18 protein-coding genes and 2 pseudogenes are annotated in these 19,817 nt (G+C 54.4%); 12 read left to right on the top strand and 8 right to left on the bottom strand.

What is annotated here, in order from left to right; translation table 11 throughout:
* Positions 1-17: 17 nt before the first annotated feature.
* The 3 genes from Q1B46_RS12885 to Q1B46_RS12875 are packed head-to-tail and all read left to right on the top strand — an operon-like array spanning position 18 to position 4,103.
* Positions 18-932 carry a sugar phosphate isomerase/epimerase gene (locus tag Q1B46_RS12885; RefSeq protein ID WP_299948559.1) on the top strand — a complete coding sequence of 305 codons (915 nt, stop codon included), beginning with the start codon at positions 18-20 and terminating at the stop codon, positions 930-932.
* Entirely contained in the window at positions 913-2,322 is a 1,410-nt protein-coding gene (locus Q1B46_RS12880) for an aldehyde dehydrogenase family protein (RefSeq protein ID WP_299948557.1), read from the top strand. The genes Q1B46_RS12885 and Q1B46_RS12880 overlap by 20 nt, the downstream gene beginning before the upstream one ends.
* The gene (locus Q1B46_RS12875; RefSeq protein ID WP_299948555.1) at positions 2,322-4,103 is read left to right on the top strand and encodes a thiamine pyrophosphate-binding protein; all 1,782 of its coding nucleotides are present in this window, start codon (positions 2,322-2,324) and stop codon (positions 4,101-4,103) included. Before Q1B46_RS12880 ends, Q1B46_RS12875 begins: the two co-directional genes overlap by 1 nt.
* A 591-nt stretch (positions 4,104-4,694) precedes the next feature.
* Here Q1B46_RS12875 and Q1B46_RS12870 read toward each other — a convergent pair.
* From Q1B46_RS12870 to Q1B46_RS12860, 3 genes are read right to left on the bottom strand one after another with little or no spacing between them, the layout of a single operon-like run.
* Entirely contained in the window at positions 4,695-5,105 is a 411-nt protein-coding gene (locus Q1B46_RS12870; protein ID WP_299948553.1) for a hypothetical protein, read from the bottom strand.
* A 38-nt stretch (positions 5,106-5,143) separates the two neighbouring features.
* Complete coding sequence (locus tag Q1B46_RS12865) at positions 5,144-5,878, bottom strand: SDR family NAD(P)-dependent oxidoreductase (RefSeq protein ID WP_299948551.1); 735 nt, start codon at positions 5,876-5,878, stop codon at positions 5,144-5,146.
* 6 nt (positions 5,879-5,884) lie between these two features.
* Positions 5,885-6,415 carry a 2,4'-dihydroxyacetophenone dioxygenase family protein gene (locus Q1B46_RS12860; protein WP_299948549.1) on the bottom strand — a complete coding sequence of 177 codons (531 nt, stop codon included), beginning with the start codon at positions 6,413-6,415 and terminating at the stop codon, positions 5,885-5,887.
* A gap of 108 nt (positions 6,416-6,523) precedes the next feature.
* Here Q1B46_RS12860 and Q1B46_RS12855 point away from each other — a divergent pair, with 108 nt between their 5' ends.
* Positions 6,524-7,285 (top strand): IclR family transcriptional regulator, encoded by a 762-nt coding sequence (locus Q1B46_RS12855; RefSeq protein ID WP_299948546.1) that lies wholly within the window; start codon positions 6,524-6,526, stop codon positions 7,283-7,285.
* Positions 7,286-7,491: 206 nt separating this feature from the next.
* Here the strand turns inward: Q1B46_RS12855 and Q1B46_RS12850 are convergent, their stop codons facing one another.
* On the bottom strand, positions 7,492-8,178 hold the full coding sequence (locus Q1B46_RS12850; protein WP_299948545.1) for a GntR family transcriptional regulator: 687 nt from the start codon (positions 8,176-8,178) through the stop codon (positions 7,492-7,494).
* A gap of 140 nt (positions 8,179-8,318) precedes the next feature.
* On the opposite strand from Q1B46_RS12850, the gene Q1B46_RS12845 reads away from it, so the two are divergent.
* Both Q1B46_RS12845 and Q1B46_RS12840 read left to right on the top strand, forming a co-directional pair.
* Complete coding sequence (locus Q1B46_RS12845) at positions 8,319-9,476, top strand: Xaa-Pro peptidase family protein (RefSeq protein WP_299948543.1); 1,158 nt, start codon at positions 8,319-8,321, stop codon at positions 9,474-9,476.
* Positions 9,477-9,478: 2 nt separating this feature from the next.
* On the top strand, positions 9,479-10,273 hold the full coding sequence (locus tag Q1B46_RS12840) for a carbon-nitrogen hydrolase family protein (protein ID WP_299948541.1): 795 nt from the start codon (positions 9,479-9,481) through the stop codon (positions 10,271-10,273).
* 158 nt (positions 10,274-10,431) lie between these two features.
* Here Q1B46_RS12840 and Q1B46_RS12835 read toward each other — a convergent pair.
* Positions 10,432-10,704 (bottom strand): annotated as a pseudogene (locus Q1B46_RS12835) (tyrosine-type recombinase/integrase); the annotation flags it as partial.
* Positions 10,705-11,425: 721 nt separating this feature from the next.
* On the opposite strand from Q1B46_RS12835, the gene Q1B46_RS12830 reads away from it, so the two are divergent.
* From Q1B46_RS12830 to Q1B46_RS12805, 6 genes and pseudogenes are all read left to right on the top strand, one after another.
* Entirely contained in the window at positions 11,426-11,779 is a 354-nt protein-coding gene (locus Q1B46_RS12830; RefSeq protein ID WP_299948539.1) for a hypothetical protein, read from the top strand.
* A gap of 912 nt (positions 11,780-12,691) precedes the next feature.
* The gene (locus tag Q1B46_RS12825) at positions 12,692-13,891 is read left to right on the top strand and encodes a DUF1611 domain-containing protein (RefSeq protein WP_299948537.1); all 1,200 of its coding nucleotides are present in this window, start codon (positions 12,692-12,694) and stop codon (positions 13,889-13,891) included.
* Positions 13,888-15,009: an alanine/ornithine racemase family PLP-dependent enzyme gene (locus Q1B46_RS12820; RefSeq protein ID WP_299948535.1), complete on the top strand. Its 1,122-nt coding sequence runs from the start codon at positions 13,888-13,890 to the stop codon at positions 15,007-15,009. The genes Q1B46_RS12825 and Q1B46_RS12820 overlap by 4 nt, the downstream gene beginning before the upstream one ends.
* A gap of 49 nt (positions 15,010-15,058) precedes the next feature.
* Positions 15,059-15,271 (top strand): hypothetical protein, encoded by a 213-nt coding sequence (locus tag Q1B46_RS12815; RefSeq protein WP_299948533.1) that lies wholly within the window; start codon positions 15,059-15,061, stop codon positions 15,269-15,271.
* Positions 15,272-15,389: 118 nt separating this feature from the next.
* Entirely contained in the window at positions 15,390-15,671 is a 282-nt protein-coding gene (locus Q1B46_RS12810) for a hypothetical protein (RefSeq protein WP_299948531.1), read from the top strand.
* Between the two features lie 138 nt (positions 15,672-15,809).
* Positions 15,810-16,223 (top strand): annotated as a pseudogene (locus tag Q1B46_RS12805) (IS6 family transposase); the annotation flags it as partial.
* A 204-nt stretch (positions 16,224-16,427) separates the two neighbouring features.
* Here Q1B46_RS12805 and Q1B46_RS12800 read toward each other — a convergent pair.
* The 3 genes from Q1B46_RS12800 to Q1B46_RS12790 are packed head-to-tail and all read right to left on the bottom strand — an operon-like array spanning position 16,428 to position 19,816.
* The gene (locus Q1B46_RS12800; protein WP_299948529.1) at positions 16,428-17,219 is read right to left on the bottom strand and encodes an amino acid ABC transporter ATP-binding protein; all 792 of its coding nucleotides are present in this window, start codon (positions 17,217-17,219) and stop codon (positions 16,428-16,430) included.
* Positions 17,212-18,699 carry an amino acid racemase gene (locus Q1B46_RS12795; protein WP_299948527.1) on the bottom strand — a complete coding sequence of 496 codons (1,488 nt, stop codon included), beginning with the start codon at positions 18,697-18,699 and terminating at the stop codon, positions 17,212-17,214. The genes Q1B46_RS12800 and Q1B46_RS12795 overlap by 8 nt, the downstream gene beginning before the upstream one ends.
* 7 nt (positions 18,700-18,706) lie before the next feature.
* On the bottom strand, positions 18,707-19,816 hold the full coding sequence (locus tag Q1B46_RS12790; protein WP_299948525.1) for an amino acid ABC transporter permease: 1,110 nt from the start codon (positions 19,814-19,816) through the stop codon (positions 18,707-18,709).
* Between the last annotated feature and the right edge of the window lies 1 nt (position 19,817).

The raw sequence follows: 19,817 nt of genomic DNA, 5'->3' as shown, positions 1-19,817 counted from the left end.
ACGTGGAGCTGTCGTTCATGGTGAAACCCGAAGAGGTTGGCACAAGCCCCTCTCTCTATTCCTTGGCGCATCTGACGCTGATCGGCTGTACGCCGCCCGAGTTGGTCTATATCGCCGCACGGGCCGGATACGATGCCGTCAGCCCTCGGTTCATCCCAATGCATGTGCAGGGTGAATTCACTCAATCCCCAATCGACAAGGCACAGGTGCAGGCCACCAAAACTGCTCTCTCTACCACCGGCTTGAAAGTTCTCGATGTCGAGCTTGCGCGCATCACCGAGGATGTCGATCCGCGCAGTTTTGAGCCTTCGCTGGAGATCGGTGGGGAACTGGGCGCCAAACGCATGATCATGAGCGCGTGGACCAACACCCGCGATGATCGTGACTTTCTGATCGACGTCTATTCTGAGACTTGCGAACTGGCAGCGCCCTATGGGCTGACGGTGGACCTGGAGTTCCCGAGCTTCTCTCGCTTGCGCACTCTGGATGAGGCGCTGGATATTGTCCGCGCCTCCGATCAGCAAAATGGTGGTATTCTGGTCGACACGCTCTATCTGCACCTCAGCCGAGTGGATCTCGGGGAGCTTTTGCACGTCCCTTCGGACCTGTTTCACTTCCTGCACATCTCTGATTGCCTGCCCGGCATCGCTGATACGCGCGAGGGCATGATCCAACTTGCCCGCGATGCGCGGCTCTATCCTGGCGAAGGCTGGATCGATTTCACCGGCATCATCGAACGCATGCCACCCGTCGATTATTCTATTGAACTGCCCAACCAAAGCCGCGTTGCCGAGTTGGGGTATGAAGAACACGCGCGTCGCTGTCTCAGCCACGCCAAGCGAACATTCGGCGAGGCGCGGTCACAGCGCCGTATGCCCGATGCAGCAATTCCAAAACACCAAGAGGATTATCATGGGCAAAGAGCTCACTGAAAACGACCGCCAACTGGCGGCCGATATGCTGTCACGCGCCCGCGCTGCAATGGCCGAAATCGAGGATTGGGATCAGGACCGCCTGGACCGCCTGTCTCAGGCCATTGCGTGGTACGCTGGGAACGAGACAACCTTCACACGTCTGGCCCAGCAAGGCGTGGACGAAAGCGGTATCGGAGATCGTGCGGGACGTCCAGCAAAGCGGTTCAAGATTCACATGGTGCTGCGCGATGTCCTGCGCACGCCATCGACCGGCATTGTTGAGGTTGATGAGGAAAAGGGGCTCGTGAAGTACGCTAAACCTGCCGGTGTGATCGCGTCTCTGATCCCCATGACTAACCCAGCGATGACACCACCGGTGACCGGCGTTTCCGCAGCCAACGCCCGGAATGCGGTCATCTTCAGTCCGCACCCGCGAACCGCCCAAACTACTTTTGAAATGGTTGAGGTCATGCGTGCAGCCTGTCGTGCGGCCGGTGCCCCCGAGGACTTGTTTCAATCCATTCGCAAACCGTCGATCCCATTGACGCAACATCTGATGGAGATCTGCGACCTGACGCTGGCGACTGGCGGCAAGCCGATGGTCAAAGCTGCCTATAGCTCGGGCCGTCCGGCGTATGGCGTCGGTGCTGGCAATTCGTCCATCATCATCGATGAAACCGCCGATCTGGACATTGCGGCGCAGAATACGCGTATTTCTAAAACGTCAGACTTTGGTTCAGGTTGTTCCGCAGACGGTAACATCATTATCCAGCGTTCGGTCTACGACGATATGGTCAAGGCGCTTGAGGCCGAAGGCGGGTACCTATGTTCGGGCGAAGAGAAGGTCATGCTCGAAACCGCCATGTGGGACGAAAAGGGCAACCGTACGTTCCCAACCATCGCCTGCCCGCCGCAGCAAACGGCTAAGGTCGCGGGTTTCTCGATCCCCGAAGATCGCAAATTCCTGATGGTTGAAAATCAGGGGCAAATCGGGCCGCAGCACAAGTTTTCGAAGGAAAAACTGACCACGCTGATGGCGCTTTATCACTTCGACACTTTCGATGAAGCGCTGGAAACGGTCACCCAGATCTACAACACCGGAGGTAAGGGTCATTCCTGCGGGATTTATAGCCATAACGACGATCACATCGATCGGCTCGCGCGCTTGGCCCCGGTCAGCCGCATGATGGTGCGACAGCCACAATCGAAGGCCAACGCTGGTTCTTGGACCAATGGCATGCCTATGACTAGCAGCCTGGGATGCGGTATCTGGGGCGGAAACATCACCAATGAAAACGTCACCATGAAACATATGATGAACTACACCTGGGTGAGCCGTCCAATCCCCGAGGATCGCCCTTCGGAGCCTGACCTGTTCGGTGAGTTCTACGGACAGGAGGTCGCGTGATGGACGGAGTGAAACTGGAAGGCAAAACCGTTGCCGAACACATCGTAGATTTCCTCGAACGTCGTGAGGTCAAGCACGTATTTGGCCTGTGCGGACACACGAACATCGCGGTTTTGGCCGCGTTGGCCGAAAGCCCGATTGATTTCGTCACTGTAAGACATGAACAGATCGCCAGCCATGCGGCGGACGCCTATGCCCGCGTGATGGGCAAGGCCTCGGTGGTATTGTCACACCTCTCCCCAGGTTTGACAAACTGCGCCACCGGGGTCGCCAACGCGGCGCTGGACTGTATCCCCATGGTCGTGATCGCGGGTGACATTCCCACACATTACTATGGCAAACATCCGCATCAGGAGGTGAACCTGCACGCAGACGCCGCCCAGTGGGAGATCTATCGCCCCTTTGTCAAACGCGCTTGGCGGGTGGATCGCGCGGACCTCATGGCTGAGATCTTGGAGAAGGCGTTCCATCTGGCCGAAAGTGGCCAGCCCGGGCCGGTACTGGTCAATGTCCCCATGGACGTTTTTTCCGATGTGATCCCGTCGGACAGCTTCGACCGTATCCGCGACAACACCCGCGCGCTCAAGAAACCGTCGATTGACGATGAAACAGCGTGTGAAATCATTGAGGCACTGGCACAGGCTGAAAACCCGGTCGCTTATGTCGGTGGCGGTATCCTGCTGGCACAAGCCAGCGAGGAGTTGCGCGAATTCGTTGAGCATATGGGCCTGCCCGTCGCGCATTCCTTGATGGGTAAAGGCGCCCTACGGGACGACCATCCGCTTGTATTGGGAATGACTGGCTTTTGGGGCACCGAACTGGTTAACCAATCCTGCCTGAATGCGGACTACATCTTTGCCGTGGGCACGCGGTTCAAAGAGGCCGATTGCTCTAGCTGGTATCCCGGCTACACGTTCAACATTCCGGGGTCCAAGGTCATTCATATTGACATCGAACCGCAAGAGATCGGCCGGAACTATCCCACCGAGATCGGTGTCGTTGCGGACGCCAAGGCCGCGCTGCGTGTTCTGACCCGCGTTGCCAGAGAGATGTATCCGGACGGGTTTAACCGCCCCGCGCTGGAACAGAAGATCGCCGATTTCCGGACGGATTTCAAAGCCCGCAATGTGGAAATGGCGACCTCATCCGCGTTTCCGATGATGCCCGAGCGTATTCTGGCAGATACCCGAAAGGCGCTGCCCGAGGATGCCATCATCACGACGGATGTTGGATGGAACAAAAACGGGGTAGGGCAACAGTTCGATATCCTGACGCCCGGCTCGATCCTGACCCCGGGCGGGTTTGCTACGATGGGTTTTGGCCCTCCGGGTGCCATCGGCGCGAAACTGGCAGCACCTGATCGTGTGGTTCTTAGTCTGGTTGGTGATGGAGGTTTTGGTCAGAATCCGTCGATGCTGGCAACAGCAGTCGAACTTGATCTGGGCATCATCTGGCTGGTGATGAACAACAATGCGTTTGGCACTATCGCAGGCCTTCAAAAGGCGCACTACGGTCTAACCTATGGAACCACGTTCCCTGGATCAGCTGAGGCGCCCGCCAACGGACCGGGCTACGCAGATATTGCGCGTGCATACGGTGCTGAAGGGCACAGGCTGAGCTCTGCTGATGAACTATTGCCTGCATTGGAAGCGGCAATCGCCAGCGGCAAACCAACTGTTCTCGATGTCCCAATGATCAACAACCCAACTCCAACGACCGGGCACTGGAACATTCTGGACATCTACTCCCCCGACAAAGAGGTTTCCCACGTCGCGACTTAAATCACTTAGCGCCGGAACCCGCGCCAGTAGTCCGCCGCTAAAAGATCTGTTACCGATCGGCAGAACTGTTGCATTGCAGCGGGCTAAAGATACTCGTTCCCGAGTTCTACGCACACTCAGCAGGAGCCAATAAGAGTATATATTACAGCAGCCTTAAACGCATTAGGATGGGCAGCTAAAAGTTGGCCGTTGTATTCGGAGTTTCGGGCGGGATGCCGATCTACGCTGCATCTCATTATTCCCGCCGCACCTGCGGTGATCTCTTGGGGAGACGGGGAATCCGGACTTGCTCTGCTGGTGCGAAATGACGACCTCACGCTGCCCAAAGCGGAACATCAGACTCTGCCAACTGGAGCCTTAACGCTGCGCCGCCGCAAGACCGCTCAATGCCCGTAGGGTCGAATGTTACGCAATCTAAGAAAGGCCGCGACGTCAGTAAACGGGTTTTGCAAAAGCTATACCCGTAACCCTTTTCGTTGTTAGCGTATCATTCGAGACGCCGCAGTGCGGCAACTCGCTTCGAAGGTTTGAAAAAGTACATCTACTAACCATACCGGTATCAGCGTCTACCAATGCCGGCCGACTTTGTGGCTAGCAAAGAGCGCAATTCAAGTGAACGAGGAGAAAACAGCGAAGTTGCGATCGAACGTTAAAACAGAGGAGGTCATGTTTCTGCTGTGACAGCGTTGCACGTACGGCTTCTGGGTCCGCGGGCTGACCTTCGGGGACAGGCATCAACACGGCGGTTGCCCCACAGCCTTCAACAGATTTTTTCAGGATATTGCTGAAATAACCTGCATCCAGGATCAATGCCGTCTGGCCCTCGTCCAGCATCGCCATTTCATTGGCCAATGTGCCAGAGCCCGGGAAGATCTCGATATACCCGCTGGTTCCAAAAACAGGTTTCAGGTTTTCAGTCGCGCGCACGTAGGCTTGTGCAAACTCAGGACCGACATGCAAGCCCTGGGGGCTATGCTGTGCCGCCAACACATTTGCAGCCACTTCCACGGAGCCAGGCGTAAGATTGCGAATGTGCGCCTTCAGTAGGTTGCTCTTCCACCTGAGAGATCAAAGACCGCGCCAGTGTTGAATGTGCAGTCTTCAGAACTTAGCCACATCACCATGCGCGCGGCCTCTTCAACCCACCCGAGGCGTTTCATCGGGGATTTGTCGATCATGATTTGCACGAAATCTGGCGTCATCTGATCCAGGATCGCGGTCTTGATGGCAGCAGGAGCGATGCAATTGACGCGAATATCAGTCTGCGCCAGTTCCTTTGCAAGCGACTTGGTGAAACCAATGACACCTGCCTTGGACGCAGAATAGGCCGAGGCATTGGGTGTGCCTTCTTTGCCTGCAAGCGAGGCCATGTTGACGATCCGACCAAAGCCAGCCTCTTGCATCACGGGAACAATGGCATGAGCCAAGTAATAAGTTCCGGTCAGATTGACCTCGACGACGCGTGCCCAGATTGCGGGGTCGATTTCTACGACACTCATGGTCGGACCTGCAAAACCCGCATTGTGCGACAGAAAACCGATGCCACCGAATGCTTTTCTGGTCTCTGCGACGGCTACGGCGATCTGGTCTGGTTGGCTGATATCCACTTTGCAAGCGATTGCACCCTCAGGGGCGTCAGTGGGTTCGGATAGATCCCAGATTGCCACGTTGGCACCGGCGGCTACGTAATGGCGTGCGATTTCGGCTCCGATCCCGGCTGCCCCGCCTGTGATAACGGCGGTACGGCCTGCAAAGTCGTAGGTCACATTGCTCATGATGTTTTACCGGATAAATTGCTTCACGTAGTCAGCGCCAAGGCCAACCTTTTCGAAATGCGCACGGCACATATCGATCTTGGTGAACACATCCTCATAGCCCAGGTGATTTCCGTCGGGATCGCAGTAGTACATCACCCCGTTAACCTGAAAATAGGTGATCATTTCCTCGACATCATCGGGCACAACAAGGGTGTGGGTCTCTCCGGGCGGTTCGAATACATAGCTGCCTTCTTCGGCGATCCAATCATGCTCAAGATAATGCCAGCGACCCTTCATAACAAAGCCATGCACCGGGCAGGCATGCCGGTGACGTGACAAAACACCGGATTTGGTGACTTTCAGCAGATTCATCCAGTAGCCTTGCGAGACATTCAGGCAGAGCGGGCGGAAAAACACGTGCTCAGCCTGTTGTACCCACATGCGCGGATCATCTTCGGCCAGAGCGTCTGGGATCACAATCTCGGGCAAGGCATCCTGCGGCATCGGATGCTTGTATGGCACGCGCGGATTTTCGTCAGTTTCGGTCAGTGGCATTTCGGCTCCTACCCATCGCGATCAGCTTATCAATTCCACAATATGGACAAATTGTTCAACATATGGAATATACACCGTCGAGACGCCCCGTCAATCAGAGAGGTAGGAATGGCAAAACAGGTCCAGGGAACCCAAAGCTTTGCGCGCAGCATCGGACTGCTGCAGCATATTTGCGATCGCAGAAACCCGCCAACTTTGGCCAAACTTCTGGATGAATGCGCCTTCACACGCCCAACGCTGTACCGCCTACTAAATGGCTTGGAGTCCGAGGGGCTGATCGTGCAACTAAAGGACAAAAGCTACAAACCCGGCCCGCGCCTGATCAATCTAGCCCGTTCTGCGTTGGCCAAGTCTGACATTCGTGACAGGGCGCGGGATGCCTTGGTTCGCGTCAGGGAACAGACGGGTGAAACGGTACATCTCGCCGTGCCAAGTGGCGAGGGGCTTGTTTATATCGACAAGATCGAAAGCCTTGAGACGGTGCGCATGAATTCGACCATAGGCACGTTTGTCCCGCTTCACTCCAGCGGGGTCGGCAAAGCTTACCTTTCGGCCTTGCCCGAAGAAAAGCTTACCGTCTTCCTGGAAAATGCGCCTCTGGAGCCGATCACCCCTTTCACAACTACTGATCCAATCAAGTTGCGCGCGCAGATCAATCAATGCCGCAGGCAGGGGTTCGTTTTTGATGGTCAGGAGAACGAAGCCGGCATCGCATGTTTTGGCGCGCCCATCCTGGATGAAAACGCCCAGCCAATCGCCGCAGTCAGTGTATCCGTGCCGTTGTTTCGGTTGAAAGACGAAACGTCTCGATACTCGACCGCCTTACTGGACTGCGTTCGAGAGTTGTCTGATGGTGAGTTTCAACGCTGAACCTACATCTTGTTTCCAAGGTTTCACCAAAGCGGCCACTAGCAGAGCTGCGACAAACAATGGCCTTGTTGCGCACAGTGTGAATTTGAGAAACCGGAATTGTGTAGTCGCAGTGGATGGCAGATCTGACGGGCTGCGTTGCAGCGCCGCAGGCCACTTGTGAGTGTCCGCAAAGGGCTGCGCGCGACTTAAATCGCAGGTCTTTGTCACTCCACTTCGGATGATAGTAAATGCTCTTTGATCCGCTGGTAGCCATAGCCGATATGGGTGCGCTGGATAAACCCAATCGCAGCCACATCGCCAAGTTTCAGTGCTGTGTTGATATCCTCAAGCTCCATAACTAAGGCCAACGCCACTTCAGGGCCCACGTCGTTGCCAACCCTGTACCAGGTGCTGGCGGCCTGATGGTAGGTTTGCCACCAGAACGATTTCAATGTGCTGTTTCCGATAAGGTTGGCGATCAGTTCGTGCAGACGGTGGTTGATTTCAACATATCGTTTGGTATCGAAGAACACGCATAATGCTCGGGCTTCCTCCAACAGGCCTTTTCCAGCTTCGTTGTCGGCGGGCGTGATTGCGCGAGGTGACATGGTGCCGATCAACGAAGCCAATTCCAGGCGCATGTCATAGACATGCCTTACCTGGGCCGCCGTCAGCGCGACAACCACGGTGCCCACGCCATTACGTGTTTCCACCAGCTCCAGATGGCTGATCCGGCTGATCGCATCGCGAACCGGTGTGCGACTAACCCCAAATTCGGCCGCCAGTTCAGACTCTTTCAGCTGATGTCCGGGCTGATAGTCCAGAAAACAGATACGTTTCAATAGCTCAGTCTGAATGGACTCGACTATGTTTCTTGGGCTTGTCTCGTCGATTTGCGCAATGCGGCTCATGACTGTCTCCTTATCACTACATGCATACACCATTGATGATATACCTACAATATTCGCAATTATGGCCTAATTGACTCCTATCCTGTATACAGCTAATGCATTTGCCAAGCACACCGACTCACAATCGCAGGAAATCCTCCATGCTGGTCGAAGCCAGAACCCGCACCCTTTCACTTCAGGCCCGCATGCGGGACATGGGCATTGAGCGCGCCGTTTTTACCGATGAAAGCTCAATCGCTTATCTTGCCGGGTTTTGGGGTTATCTTGGCGTCGAATTCGGTCGCCCGACCATGCTGGTGGTGGGCGCCGAAGAGGCCCCCGTCGTAATCACGCCGCTGATGGAAAGTGAAATGGTGGCAACCATGACTTGGGTCGAGGATGTGCGCACCTGGGAGGACATGGGCCAACGCAACTGGGGCCGCGCCCTGGCCGGTGCCTTGGGTGACAAGCCCGATGAGATCTGGGTCGAACGCGGCAGCATTCCCGCCATCGTGCGCAACCATCTGGACGAAACCTATCCGGATGTGCCCGTCAAGGATATTTCGCCGGTTCTGGGTGCCATGCGGGTGATCAAATCCCCGTTGGAAATTCAGGTGATGAAAGAGGCTGGCCAGATTGCCAACGCAATGATGACCGCCGCATTTGGCAGCCTGCGCGAAGGTGCAAAGGAATATGAAAGCGCACTGGCGGTGATTGATGCGGGTTCCCGCCGAGCCGCAACTTTTTTGACCGACAAGGGGTGGGAGCGGTTTGTCTCGCCGATGATTCACAACCTACAAATTCTGCAAAGCGGGAAAGACACCTCCATGGTTCATCGTCGCGCCTCGGTGAGAGAGTATCAGCGCAGCGATCCGGTCTATTTTTGCTTTTGCAACATGGCACAGTTCAAGCAATACAAGCTGGGATTCGACCGGATGTTCCACATCGGTGAAGTGACAGATGAGGCCGCCCGCGTTCAGCAGGCCGCCATTGATGCCCAACAAGCAGCTATCGCCGCCATCCGCCCGGGCATTGAGGCACAGGAGGTGGCGGCAGCTGCCAATGAGGTCTACGGGGCACGCGGATACGAAACCGGCTATCGCACTGGACGCTCTATTGGTGTAGCCTATCTGGAGGCACCAGAGCTGAAAACCGGGGACACCACGATCCTGCAACCGGGTATGACCTTTGCGGTGGACGGTGGCATATCTATTGACGGCGTCACGGCAGGGCGTATTGGCGACTCGGTTGTGGTGACGGAAACGGGAATTGACTACATCACCGACTATCCCCGCACCTTGCTGGTCACGGAAAACTAGCGATGGGCCGCACGTTCCGCCTTGCCGTGGGGCAATCTTCGGCCGAATTGCCAACGACGCGGGACCGGCTGGACTGGCTGGCCGAAACGCTCCCCACAGTTGCAACGCATCGTGCTGACCTCTTGGTGCTGCCGGAGCTTTTTGCCACTGGTTACAACATCGGTGATCAGATCGCGGAACGGGCCGAACCCGCAGATGGCCCCATCGCACAGGCAATCTTGGGATTGGCCAGTGTCCATGGCCTCGCTATTCATTATGGCTTTCCCGAGGTCGACGGGAACGCAATCTTTAACACCGCGCAGTGCTTTGGGCCGGATGGCACGCGATTGGGCATTCATCGCAAACTGTCCATCCCGCCGGGTTTCGAGCGCAAGTATTTCACACCGGGCGACGGATATACGCTCTTCACCTACCGCGAAGTACGGATCGCGACGCTGATCTGCTATGACGCCGAATTTCCCGAGACAGCGCGGCATGTGTCGTCGATCGGAGCAGAGTTGATCCTGGTCCCCACGGCGCTCGGGGAGCAGTGGGATTGGGTCGCGCAGCGGATGATACCTACGCGCGCCTATGAGAACGGTGTTTACCTCGCCTATGCCAATAGTGCAGGGGCCGAAAACGGCTTGTCGTTTCTGGGGCAAAGTTTCATCGCAACCCCGGATGGACAAGAACTTACACGGGCCGGAGCAGAGACCGAGATTCTATATGGAACATTGGAGTTAGACAGAGTGTCGGCCGCTCAATCTCGGCTCCCGTACCTCAGGGACCGGGAGGTATTCAAACTCGATAATCTTTAACTTGTTTCAAACTGCGGGTATTCCTACGCTGCAGCCGCTAGGTTCCTCAATATGCTATGCGTGTCATTCAAAGTCTGCTTTGGCGAAAACTGCGATGCGCCACCCATAGCCACGATGAACGTTTCCTATGGGCCGTCTGTGAAGACGGCCCAGAACACCTAGATTTCAATGGTTTCTGCAATGGCCAGGGCGTCTTCAAGCTCAACACCAAGATACCTGACTGTGCTGTCCATCTTCGTATGACCTTACAGCAGTTGGTCGGCGCGTAGGTTACCGGTTTTCTTGTAAATCTGCGCCACCTTCGTCCGCCGCATTGAATGCGTACTGTAAGCGCTCGCCTCAAGGCCAATCGAAGTTACCCAGTCGCGGACAATCCTCGCATACTGGCGAGTCGAGATGTGTAGGCGTTCATGGAGCCGACCTGGCCAAAGATCCGGCCTTTGTGCCATGCAGGCCGCAGCGCGCGGATGGTAAGTAGGTTTGGTGTTTCCATAGCTGATCCTCCGATCCGCCATGCCCTCCCACAACGACAACCCGACGTTGACTGAAACGCCGTACCACAGGATGCCGCGCCACATCCGCTATCGGTTACGAGTCCTCACGACATGTTTTCAGTGATGCAGCGAATGTCGGCTTCAGAGTGGCATACTAAGAAGGTTGCCTAAGTGGTTACGGATTTGCCGATACACAAGGCGAAGGCTGGGTTGTAACCAATTCTTTCATCTGTATCGGGCCTTGGAAAAAGCGTTAGGCCCACGAACATTGTAATACCGTCGCCAAGTGGTTATGTTAAGCCCACTAAAGTTCTGGTTTTCTGCGGCCTAGGTGTATCGCCAGCTAGAGTGAACTAAGTTCTTCCATCATGAAAATTCAGCTGTCACGTCCTCTACTTGGATCTGATGTTTGGGAAGGTTGCCGATGTTTTCGCGCACAACCACATCGCTTGTGACGTTTGGTGATCCGTTTTGGTGATCAGGCGCACCGATGGTTTGCCAAAGAACCACAACGCAACCGTTGATCAAACGAGCTTCCGGAAGGCCCGAACTGCGCCTATCGGTCATCGCGGCTTGGGAATGGCCCTAGCGCGAGAATAAGAATGCGCAAAAAGACACAAAACAGCGTGGCGGCGCTTTCTCCGCCAGAGGATCTAAAATGACATTTCCAGAATGGACGAAACCAGGCATCTACGGTGCTTTGTGTGGTGCAATTGCGGTCTCAATCCTTGGCTTTACCTGGGGCGGTTGGACAACCAGCGGCAGCGCTCAAGAATTGGCTAAGGATCATGCAAGCGAAGAAGTGACGCTCGCGATGGTGCCGGTTTGCCTGAACAGGTCAGCCGCTGACCCCAGGCGCGACGAAATAATCTTAACCCTCCAAGAGGCCTCTGGCTTCAGTCGCCGTAAGGCTATGATGGATACGGGTTGGGCTACGCTGCCGGGGTCGGAAACGCCAAGCCGCGACCTTGCAGATGCCTGTATCGCGGGGCTTGAGTTGGATGGATCATAACTCAGAGGCAATGCCGCAACTCTGTCGGGTGACCTGGGGATCGCATCTGCCACCTGGCATTTGGATGATTGCGGCTCTGATTGTGCTCCCAATCTGTGCTCTATTTCTGTCTTCAACGCCTACGCATGCTCAATCCACATCGCAATCTGTGCCTGAAAATGCCACTGCAAGGAGCTACGGCGAAGGTTGGAAATGTAACGCCGGGTACAGGCTGAATGGCGACGTCTGCGCCGTTGTCATCGTGCCAGCAAATGCGTACCCGACCAACCGCACCTATGGTTCTGGTTGGGAATGTCTTCATGGTTTTAGCATGCAAGATGCGACGGCCTGCGTCGCGGTGATTGTACCTGATGGCGGATTTCTTGATCCATCAGGTGAGCGCTGGCAGTGCTCGCGCGGTTTTCAAAAAATAGACGACACATGCCAAGAAATTGTCGTACCCGCAAACGCTTACCTGGCAGTTACGACCCATGGACCCGGGTGGGAATGCAAACGTGGGTTTCAAGCAAAGGACGACCTTTGCATCGCCGTTGTAATCCCAGCCAACGCTTATCTGAACTCATCGGGATACGGCCAGCCATGGACATGCGAACGTGGATTCTTTGATCAGGATGGCTCGTGCGTGGCCGTTGTAATCCCTGAACATGCCTACTTTGACGATGCAACTTACGGTACGGGATGGAAGTGCGAGCGGGGATACGCTGCATCAGGTGCGATCTGCGAAATAATAGACCTCCCTGCAAATACCCATCTTAGCAGGTCCGGAAACCGTTGGGAATGCAACAAGAATTTCAAATTGTCCAAAGGTCTGTGCATTCTCGATAACTGAGCGGGCGGCACGACATAATTGGCTTCATTACCCGATAGTGACGACAGCGTTGCCTTCGGCGTCGACCACAAAAAGGAAACATCATGAAAACCGACTTTAGCGCGGCAAACACGATCCGTCGTCCAGTCAGCGGTGCACAAGCGCCGCCATTGGCCCGCGACGAACCCATAAGATCAATCTCTGCCACTCAGATCGTCTTGCCGCCAACTGCAATTGTCTATTGCCAAGGAAACTTCGCCAAAATTGATGGCAAAACTGCAAATGGCCTCGTTCGTCATTCAGAAGCCTACAGGATTTTATCTGTCATCGATAGCAACTATGGCGGTGAAGACAGCGGGCTGGTTCTTGACGGCACGGTTAACCATATTCCGGTCTTCAGAAGCTTGGACGCTGCTGTCGCCCATGAAACCGTCATCCCAGATACCCTCATTTATGGGATGGCACCATCTATTGGGAGACTCTCATCGACAGATCGCGACGTTGTTCTCGACGCGATTTCACTAGGTATGAATATCGTCAGTGGATTGCATGAATATCTGAGCGATGATCCGGAAATTGCGTCTTTTGCGGTCGAACGCAAAGTCACCATTCGAGATATTCGAAAACCTAAACCCAGCAAGAATATGCGCCTGTTCGACGGAAGTATTGCAGGAGTGAAGGCACTGCGCATAGCGGTTCTTGGAACTGATTGCGCCATTGGAAAACGGACAACAGCAACCGTATTGGCCCGCGTCTTGAACGCAAGGGGCATCAAGACTGTTCTTGTTGGTACGGGCCAGACGGGTTTGATGCAGGGCGCAAAATATGGGGTGGCAATGGATGCCGTGCCGCCGCAGTTTTGTTGTGGTGAACTTGAAGGTGCGATTGTTGACGCTTCCGAGGCTGAACAACCCGATGTCATATTGATCGAAGGCCAAGGAGCGTTGAGTCATCCGGCATTCTGTACATCCGCCTTTATCCTGCGGGGCAGCCAACCAGACGCCGTGATCCTTCAGCACGCTCCAAAGCGCGCACATCGCTGTGATTTTCCCAATATGCCAATGCCCAAGCCTGCAAGTGAGATTGCCCTTATCGAAGCTTTTGCTGACACAAAAGTCATCGGTGTCACGCTCAATCACGAGGGGATGTCTGAGGTCGAGATTACCGACACTATCGCCGCACAGTCACAAAAACTCGGGCTGCCTGTAACGGATGTACTCAGCCGGCCAGTATCGCATTTGCTTGCAATGGTTGTCGCCGCCTATCCTGGGTTACATCAATCCACGCCTGTGGCTGCGATATGAGTACACCCCGCATTGAGGTGCATCTGAGCAAGATACGCCAAAATGCAAAGACTGTGATCGGGCGCCTCAAGACTCGCGGCATCAGCGTCACCGGTGTGACCAAAGCAGTGTGCGGGCATCCAGCAATCGCTCGGGCCATGCTGGACGGTGGCGCTGTGGGACTTGCAGAAGCGCGGCTTAGCAACGTGCGGAAATTACGCAATGCGGGCATGACATGCCCGATCACCATGATCCGTACACCAACGCTGAGCCAGGTCGATCAGGTCGTCCAATACTGTGAGGCAAGCTACAACACAGAGATCCTCGTGATTACCGCTCTGGCCGCCGCCGCGATCCGGAAGGACTGCATTCACGGCATTATCCTGATGGTTGAGATGGGCGATCTGCGCGAAGGGATCATGCCAAAATACCTCGGCTCAATTGCACAGCAAGTGGTGGATATGCCAGGTGTCGCGCTGAAGGGCATCGGAGCGAACTTCGCATGTCTGAGTGGAATTGCCCCGAATGCCACAGACATGGACGCCATGTCTGTCTTGGCGAATGACACAGAGGGACAGTGTGGGCCCATCCTTCAGACGGTATCTGGCGGTAACTCGGCCAACCTTCCTTGGGCCCTCGGTGGACACCCAGTTGGTCGCATCAACGATTTAAGGCTGGGCGAAGCAATCCTTCTGGGCGTTGATCCGGTATCCGGAGATCAGATAGGCGGGATGTATACTGATGCCTTTACGCTTGTCGCTGAGGTCATTGAAACAGGGTCCAAACCTGCAACTCACCCTCAGAGTATCTGCGACCCGGTATTCAAACGACTTCACCTTGTCCCAAAAAATGGACAGAGCACACAATTAGTTCTCGCCATTGGTCAACAAGATACGGACGTTTTTGGGCTTTCTATGCATCCTAGAAACAGGCTCATCGGTGCAACAAGCGATCATCTTGTCATCGGGACATCCCATTCGACACAGAGCGTAGGATCGGAAATGAGGTTCCAAATGAACTATAGTGCGTTGATGAAAGCTATGTCCGCTCCTGACGTTCAGACAAAGCTGCTACATCGCAGTCCTTCACGACACGCGCATGTCTCTCAAGGACCAGGCAATCACCTGGCATCAATTTGAAATACTCAACTGATAAATGCGCCGTTGGAAACGGATAGGAGAACAACCATTGGCAAAGCCGAAAAAAGCTACTGTCTTCAATGCACACGTACCCAAGGCGGAAACGCCGATGGAAAAAACAACGCGGGTCGTTAGGGAAATGGTCACCGAAGAAGCAGAGCAAAGACAGATCAAGAACGCCCGGCTTCGCAAAACTCGGCTCGAAAGGGATGCGAAGACACCATTTGAAGCCCGTCCGCCGAAGCCCGTCAAAAAGCGGTGACAGGATCTTTGGCCTTTCTCTCCGCGCGACTTGATTGAGCGAAACACAAACAAAGTGGCTAGCGAGCACTGTATATCTCATGCATCAGTAGCGCCGTACTCGTTTCAAGGATATTGCCATGACAATCTCACATGAGAGCTCAGAAAAAGTTCACTATATCTGCCAGACATATGTCGAACAGAAGCCAGGACGCGGAGGGCAAGGAAGCCTGAAAATAGGCAAGCAATTTGAGTACTCCACGGCAGTGGAGGCACAGAACAGAGCAGAAAGAGAAGCGCAATCCGACGATTGCGCGGGCGCCGACGCCTACATGGTCAGTGAGGATCCGAACAGTGGCGAAGTCGGGTCGCCAAGTTTCCTCATTCGGCTTGGCAACGTCCCGGAATTTGATGAGTTTTAGATATTTAACTGGCTTTCGCTTTACACTCTAGTTGCACCTCGAATGCGGCACGACCTCGACCGAAAGCTCTTTTATTGGTGTTGTCACGTTAACTGTCGCTCGGTTGCCCATGATATGATTTGGACGTAGGTGACATCGATGAACTCATCGTCCATCATCTACAAGCGCCACCGATTTCCCTCTCAGATCATTATCCACGCGGTGAGGCTTTATGTTCGCTTCAATTTGAGCCTGCGTGAAGTTGAAGAGATGTCGCTGCAGCGCGGGATCGATGCCTCTTGCGAGACTATCAGGCGTCGGGTGACCAAGTTCGGACCGCTGATTGTTCGAAACTTGCAACGACGACAGGGACGTCAAGGCGACGTCCGGCACCTCGATGAGGTTGTCGTCAGAATCTCCGGTCGCAAGTATTGGCTTTGGCGCGCAGTCGATCAACATGGCGTGGTGCTGGACGAATTACTGCAACCGAAACGGGACAAACGGGCCGCAAAACGGCTGTTGCGCCGCCTGATGAAGCGTCTTGGTTTCATTCCCAAGCGGGGCGTCGCGGACACCGGCCCTGCATTTGTTTCCAGATAGTGGTAGATTTCTTCGATTTCGCATCTTCTCTGGTTCGCCTCCCAATTAGATTTGAGCTTTCTAATCACCAGTACATGTTGTACGTGGAAAGGGTTCTGATGGGATGGACATCCCGTGATCTCTCAGGACAGAAAAAAACTTCGCAACAGAGCCTTAACACTTCGCAACAGAACTCGTTCAGTGGCCCAGAATCTGGCTCAGGAACAGTTTGGTCCGTTCGCTTTGCGGATTGTTGAAGAACTCTTCCGGTTCGTTTTGTTCAACGATCTGACCCGCATCCATAAAGATCACGCGGTTGGCGACCTGACGGGCAAAGCCCATCTCGTGCGTCACGCAGAGCATGGTCATGCCTTCCTCAGCCAGCTCGATCATGGTGTCGAGCACCTCTTTGATCATCTCAGGGTCAAGCGCCGAGGTCGGTTCGTCAAACAACATGATCCGTGGGCGCATGCACAGCGAGCGGGCAATCGCCACACGCTGCTGCTGACCACCGGACAGCTGGCCGGGATATTTCAGCGCCTGCTCAGGGATTTTCACCTTCTCAAGGAAGTGCATCGCCGTTTCTTCGGCCTCTTTCCGGGGCGTCTTGCGCACCCAGATCGGGGCCAGCGTGCAGTTTTCCAAGATGGTCAGGTGTGGGAACAGGTTGAAGTGCTGGAATACCATCCCAACTTCGGACCGGATTTTGTCGATGTTCTTGAGATCATTCGACAGCTCGGTCCCGTCTACCATGATTGTGCCCTGCTGGTGCTCCTCCAGCGCGTTCAGGCAGCGGATCAGGGTGGACTTGCCCGACCCTGACGGCCCCGCAATAACGATCCGTTCGCCCTGATTGACGGTCAGATTGATATCGCGCAGCACGTGGAAGGCACCGTACCACTTGTTCATGTTTGAGATTTCGATGGCGACCTCGTCGCTCACCTGCATCTTAGAGCGGTCGATTTCGCGTTCAATTGCAAGTTCAGACATGTGTTGAACTCCTTTCTGTATTGGAAAACGAGTTTGCCCGCTGGGTCAAAGCCAAGGTCACGCATTTGCGTGCCAGAATATCTGTGGGATCCAGCATGGGCGGAAGTCCTGAATTCGTTCCCGGGGCAATCAGAGGAAGCTCGGTGCAACCCAGGATGAGCACATCGGCACCACGTTCTGAGAGATGTTGGCAAGCAGCAAACAATTGTTCCCGACAGTGGCCTTCGGTATGCCCGGCTTTCACCCCCTCGTCGCCGTAGATGGCGTCCATGACCTGTGCCTGGTAGTCGGGTTCCGGTGTTATCAGCTTAAGTCCAACCGCTTCGGCAGATTTGTGATATAGGCGGCTTTGCACAGTTCCATTTGTGGCAAGTAATCCGATTTTTGAGGCGACAGGATAAGTATCTTGAATAGTTGCAATGGTTTCTGACAGCATGCTGACGATCAGAATATCCACATGCCGCTGGATCCTGTCCAAATAGGCATGCGCAGTGTTGCACGGGATCGCAATAATGTTTGCTCCTGCCCGCTCAAGTTTCTTGCAAGTAGCATACAGTGCCACAGTAGGATCTTTTCCATCCCCTGAAAGATTTTCTGTACGGTCGGGGATTTGCGGATTCTGCTCTACCACCACCTTGATGTGGTCCTGGTCGCATTGTGCATGTGTATTTTGCACAATCCGGGAAACAAAATCGACAGTTGCTGCGGGGCCAACGCCGCCAACCACTCCAACCTTGAAAGGCATGGTTCCACCACCACGGGAAACCCCAGCAGCATATTCAGCAAAGATCTGATTGCAATTTAAGACGCGGAAACTGTGTTCTTCAAACAGGGAGCTCATTTGAGCCGGAATATCCGTAAAACCGGATAGGATAACATCTGCGCCTCTGGACATCAGATGCGTACAGGCATTGATAATCGCAACTTGTGCTTCCGGAGAAGAGTGCCCGGACTTCAATCCTTCAGGCCCGTATATCGCCTGCACCAGCGCTTTTTCGTGTGCTTGTTCAGGGTACAAAATTTGGTGGTCCGGTGCGAGCAACCGGTCGAGGTATCCTGACCCGCGCACGAACGGAGAGGTCAACACACCGACATTCATGGGAACTTGTCTTGAAAGGTAGTCGCCAATGGCCTCTCCAATACCAATAATTCGCAATCCCACTTCGGGAATGATTTCGTCCAGAAAGGTCTGTGAAAGGAAACAAGGCACTAAAGCGAGATCACGCGCGTCCAGTTCCATTTGACGTGCCATTTCATAGACGTAGAGCTTTCGGCTGGTAGCGGCGTATTGCGGGTCAAAAGGCTTAACAGCTTCTTGAAAAGGATGTTGTACGAAACTGATGTCGATGTGTTGCCCGTCGGAAGTGTCTGGTGTTGCGCGGATGATCCTTTGCAGGATATCCGCGCCGGCGATGACTCCTAGTCCGCCAATCAGGCCCAATTTTGGCTGGGAGGCTTTTACGGATTGGCTAACTGACATTTTTTGCTCAGTGACCAGTCTTCAGTTTCTTTTCCAACCGCAGCGAATACCGTGACATCGAAAAGCAGAACATAAAGAAGACAAAGGCAACAAAGACATAAGCCTCAATCTCCAGCCCGAGCCAATTGGCGTCTTGGGTCGAATTGACGACAATAAGCAGAAAGTCAAAAAGACCGATGATCGACACCAGCGTTGTGTCCTTAAACGCTCCGATAAAGAGATTGACGATCCCTGGCAGAACGGTTTTTAGAACCTGCGGCATGATCACCAAACGGATCTTTTGGAAATAGCCCAACCCCATGGCATCGGCGGCCTCATATTGGCCAGCGGGTATTGCTTGTAGTCCTCCACGGATCACCTCAGCCATATAAGCAGCAGAAAACAGTACCAGCCCGATGGTCACGCGCAAAACGTTATCGATATCCAGCCCGGGAGGCAGGACAAATGGAAGCATAAATTGGGCCATAAACAGGATGGTGATCAGTGGGACTGCCCGGACACCTTCGATGAAGCAGATACAGACGAAACGTAATATCGGTAGTTTTGATACTCTACCCAGCGCGAATAGTATGCCCAACGGAAGCGAAAGAACGATCCCAATTGTGGCCAGGAAGACCGTAAGGAACAGGCCGCCCATGTCGCTGCTTGGCACCTCTCCCAAGGTTATCCCCCCAAAGAAAAGGTCAAAAGCGATCAGAGGATATCCGAAGATCATTGCCCGAACGGCAATACTACGCTGTTTCTTTTTGCCAAACAGAATAAAGCCGAGCCCAACTATATAAAGCGCCGTGCCAAGGTTGATCCGCCAGCGCTCATCCGGATCATAAAATCCATAAATTATCTGTCCGAAACGCCGCACGATCATTGCCCAGCAAGCCCCGTCTCCTTTTTCTCGGCATTCAGCTGCGCTGCCAGCATCAAAAACAGCTGAGAAAAGGGCCCAATCCAGAAAGCGCGGGAGCAAGACCGCGGCAATGGCAATGATCGCAAGGCTGGCAATCGAGTCGTACCAAGTGCTGAAGAACCAGCGGCGCAGCCAGTGTATTTCCTGATTCTCTGGCGGCGGCAGCGCTGGTGCGTCTTTAGTGCGGACCCAAGCAAATTTCATATCACTCATG

Origin of the sequence: uncultured Ruegeria sp., assembly GCF_947500045.1 — a bacterium.
GTDB lineage: Bacteria > Pseudomonadota > Alphaproteobacteria > Rhodobacterales > Rhodobacteraceae > Ruegeria.
The sequence above is the reverse complement of the archived record's forward strand: the minus strand, read 5'-3'. Positions and strand labels throughout refer to the sequence as shown.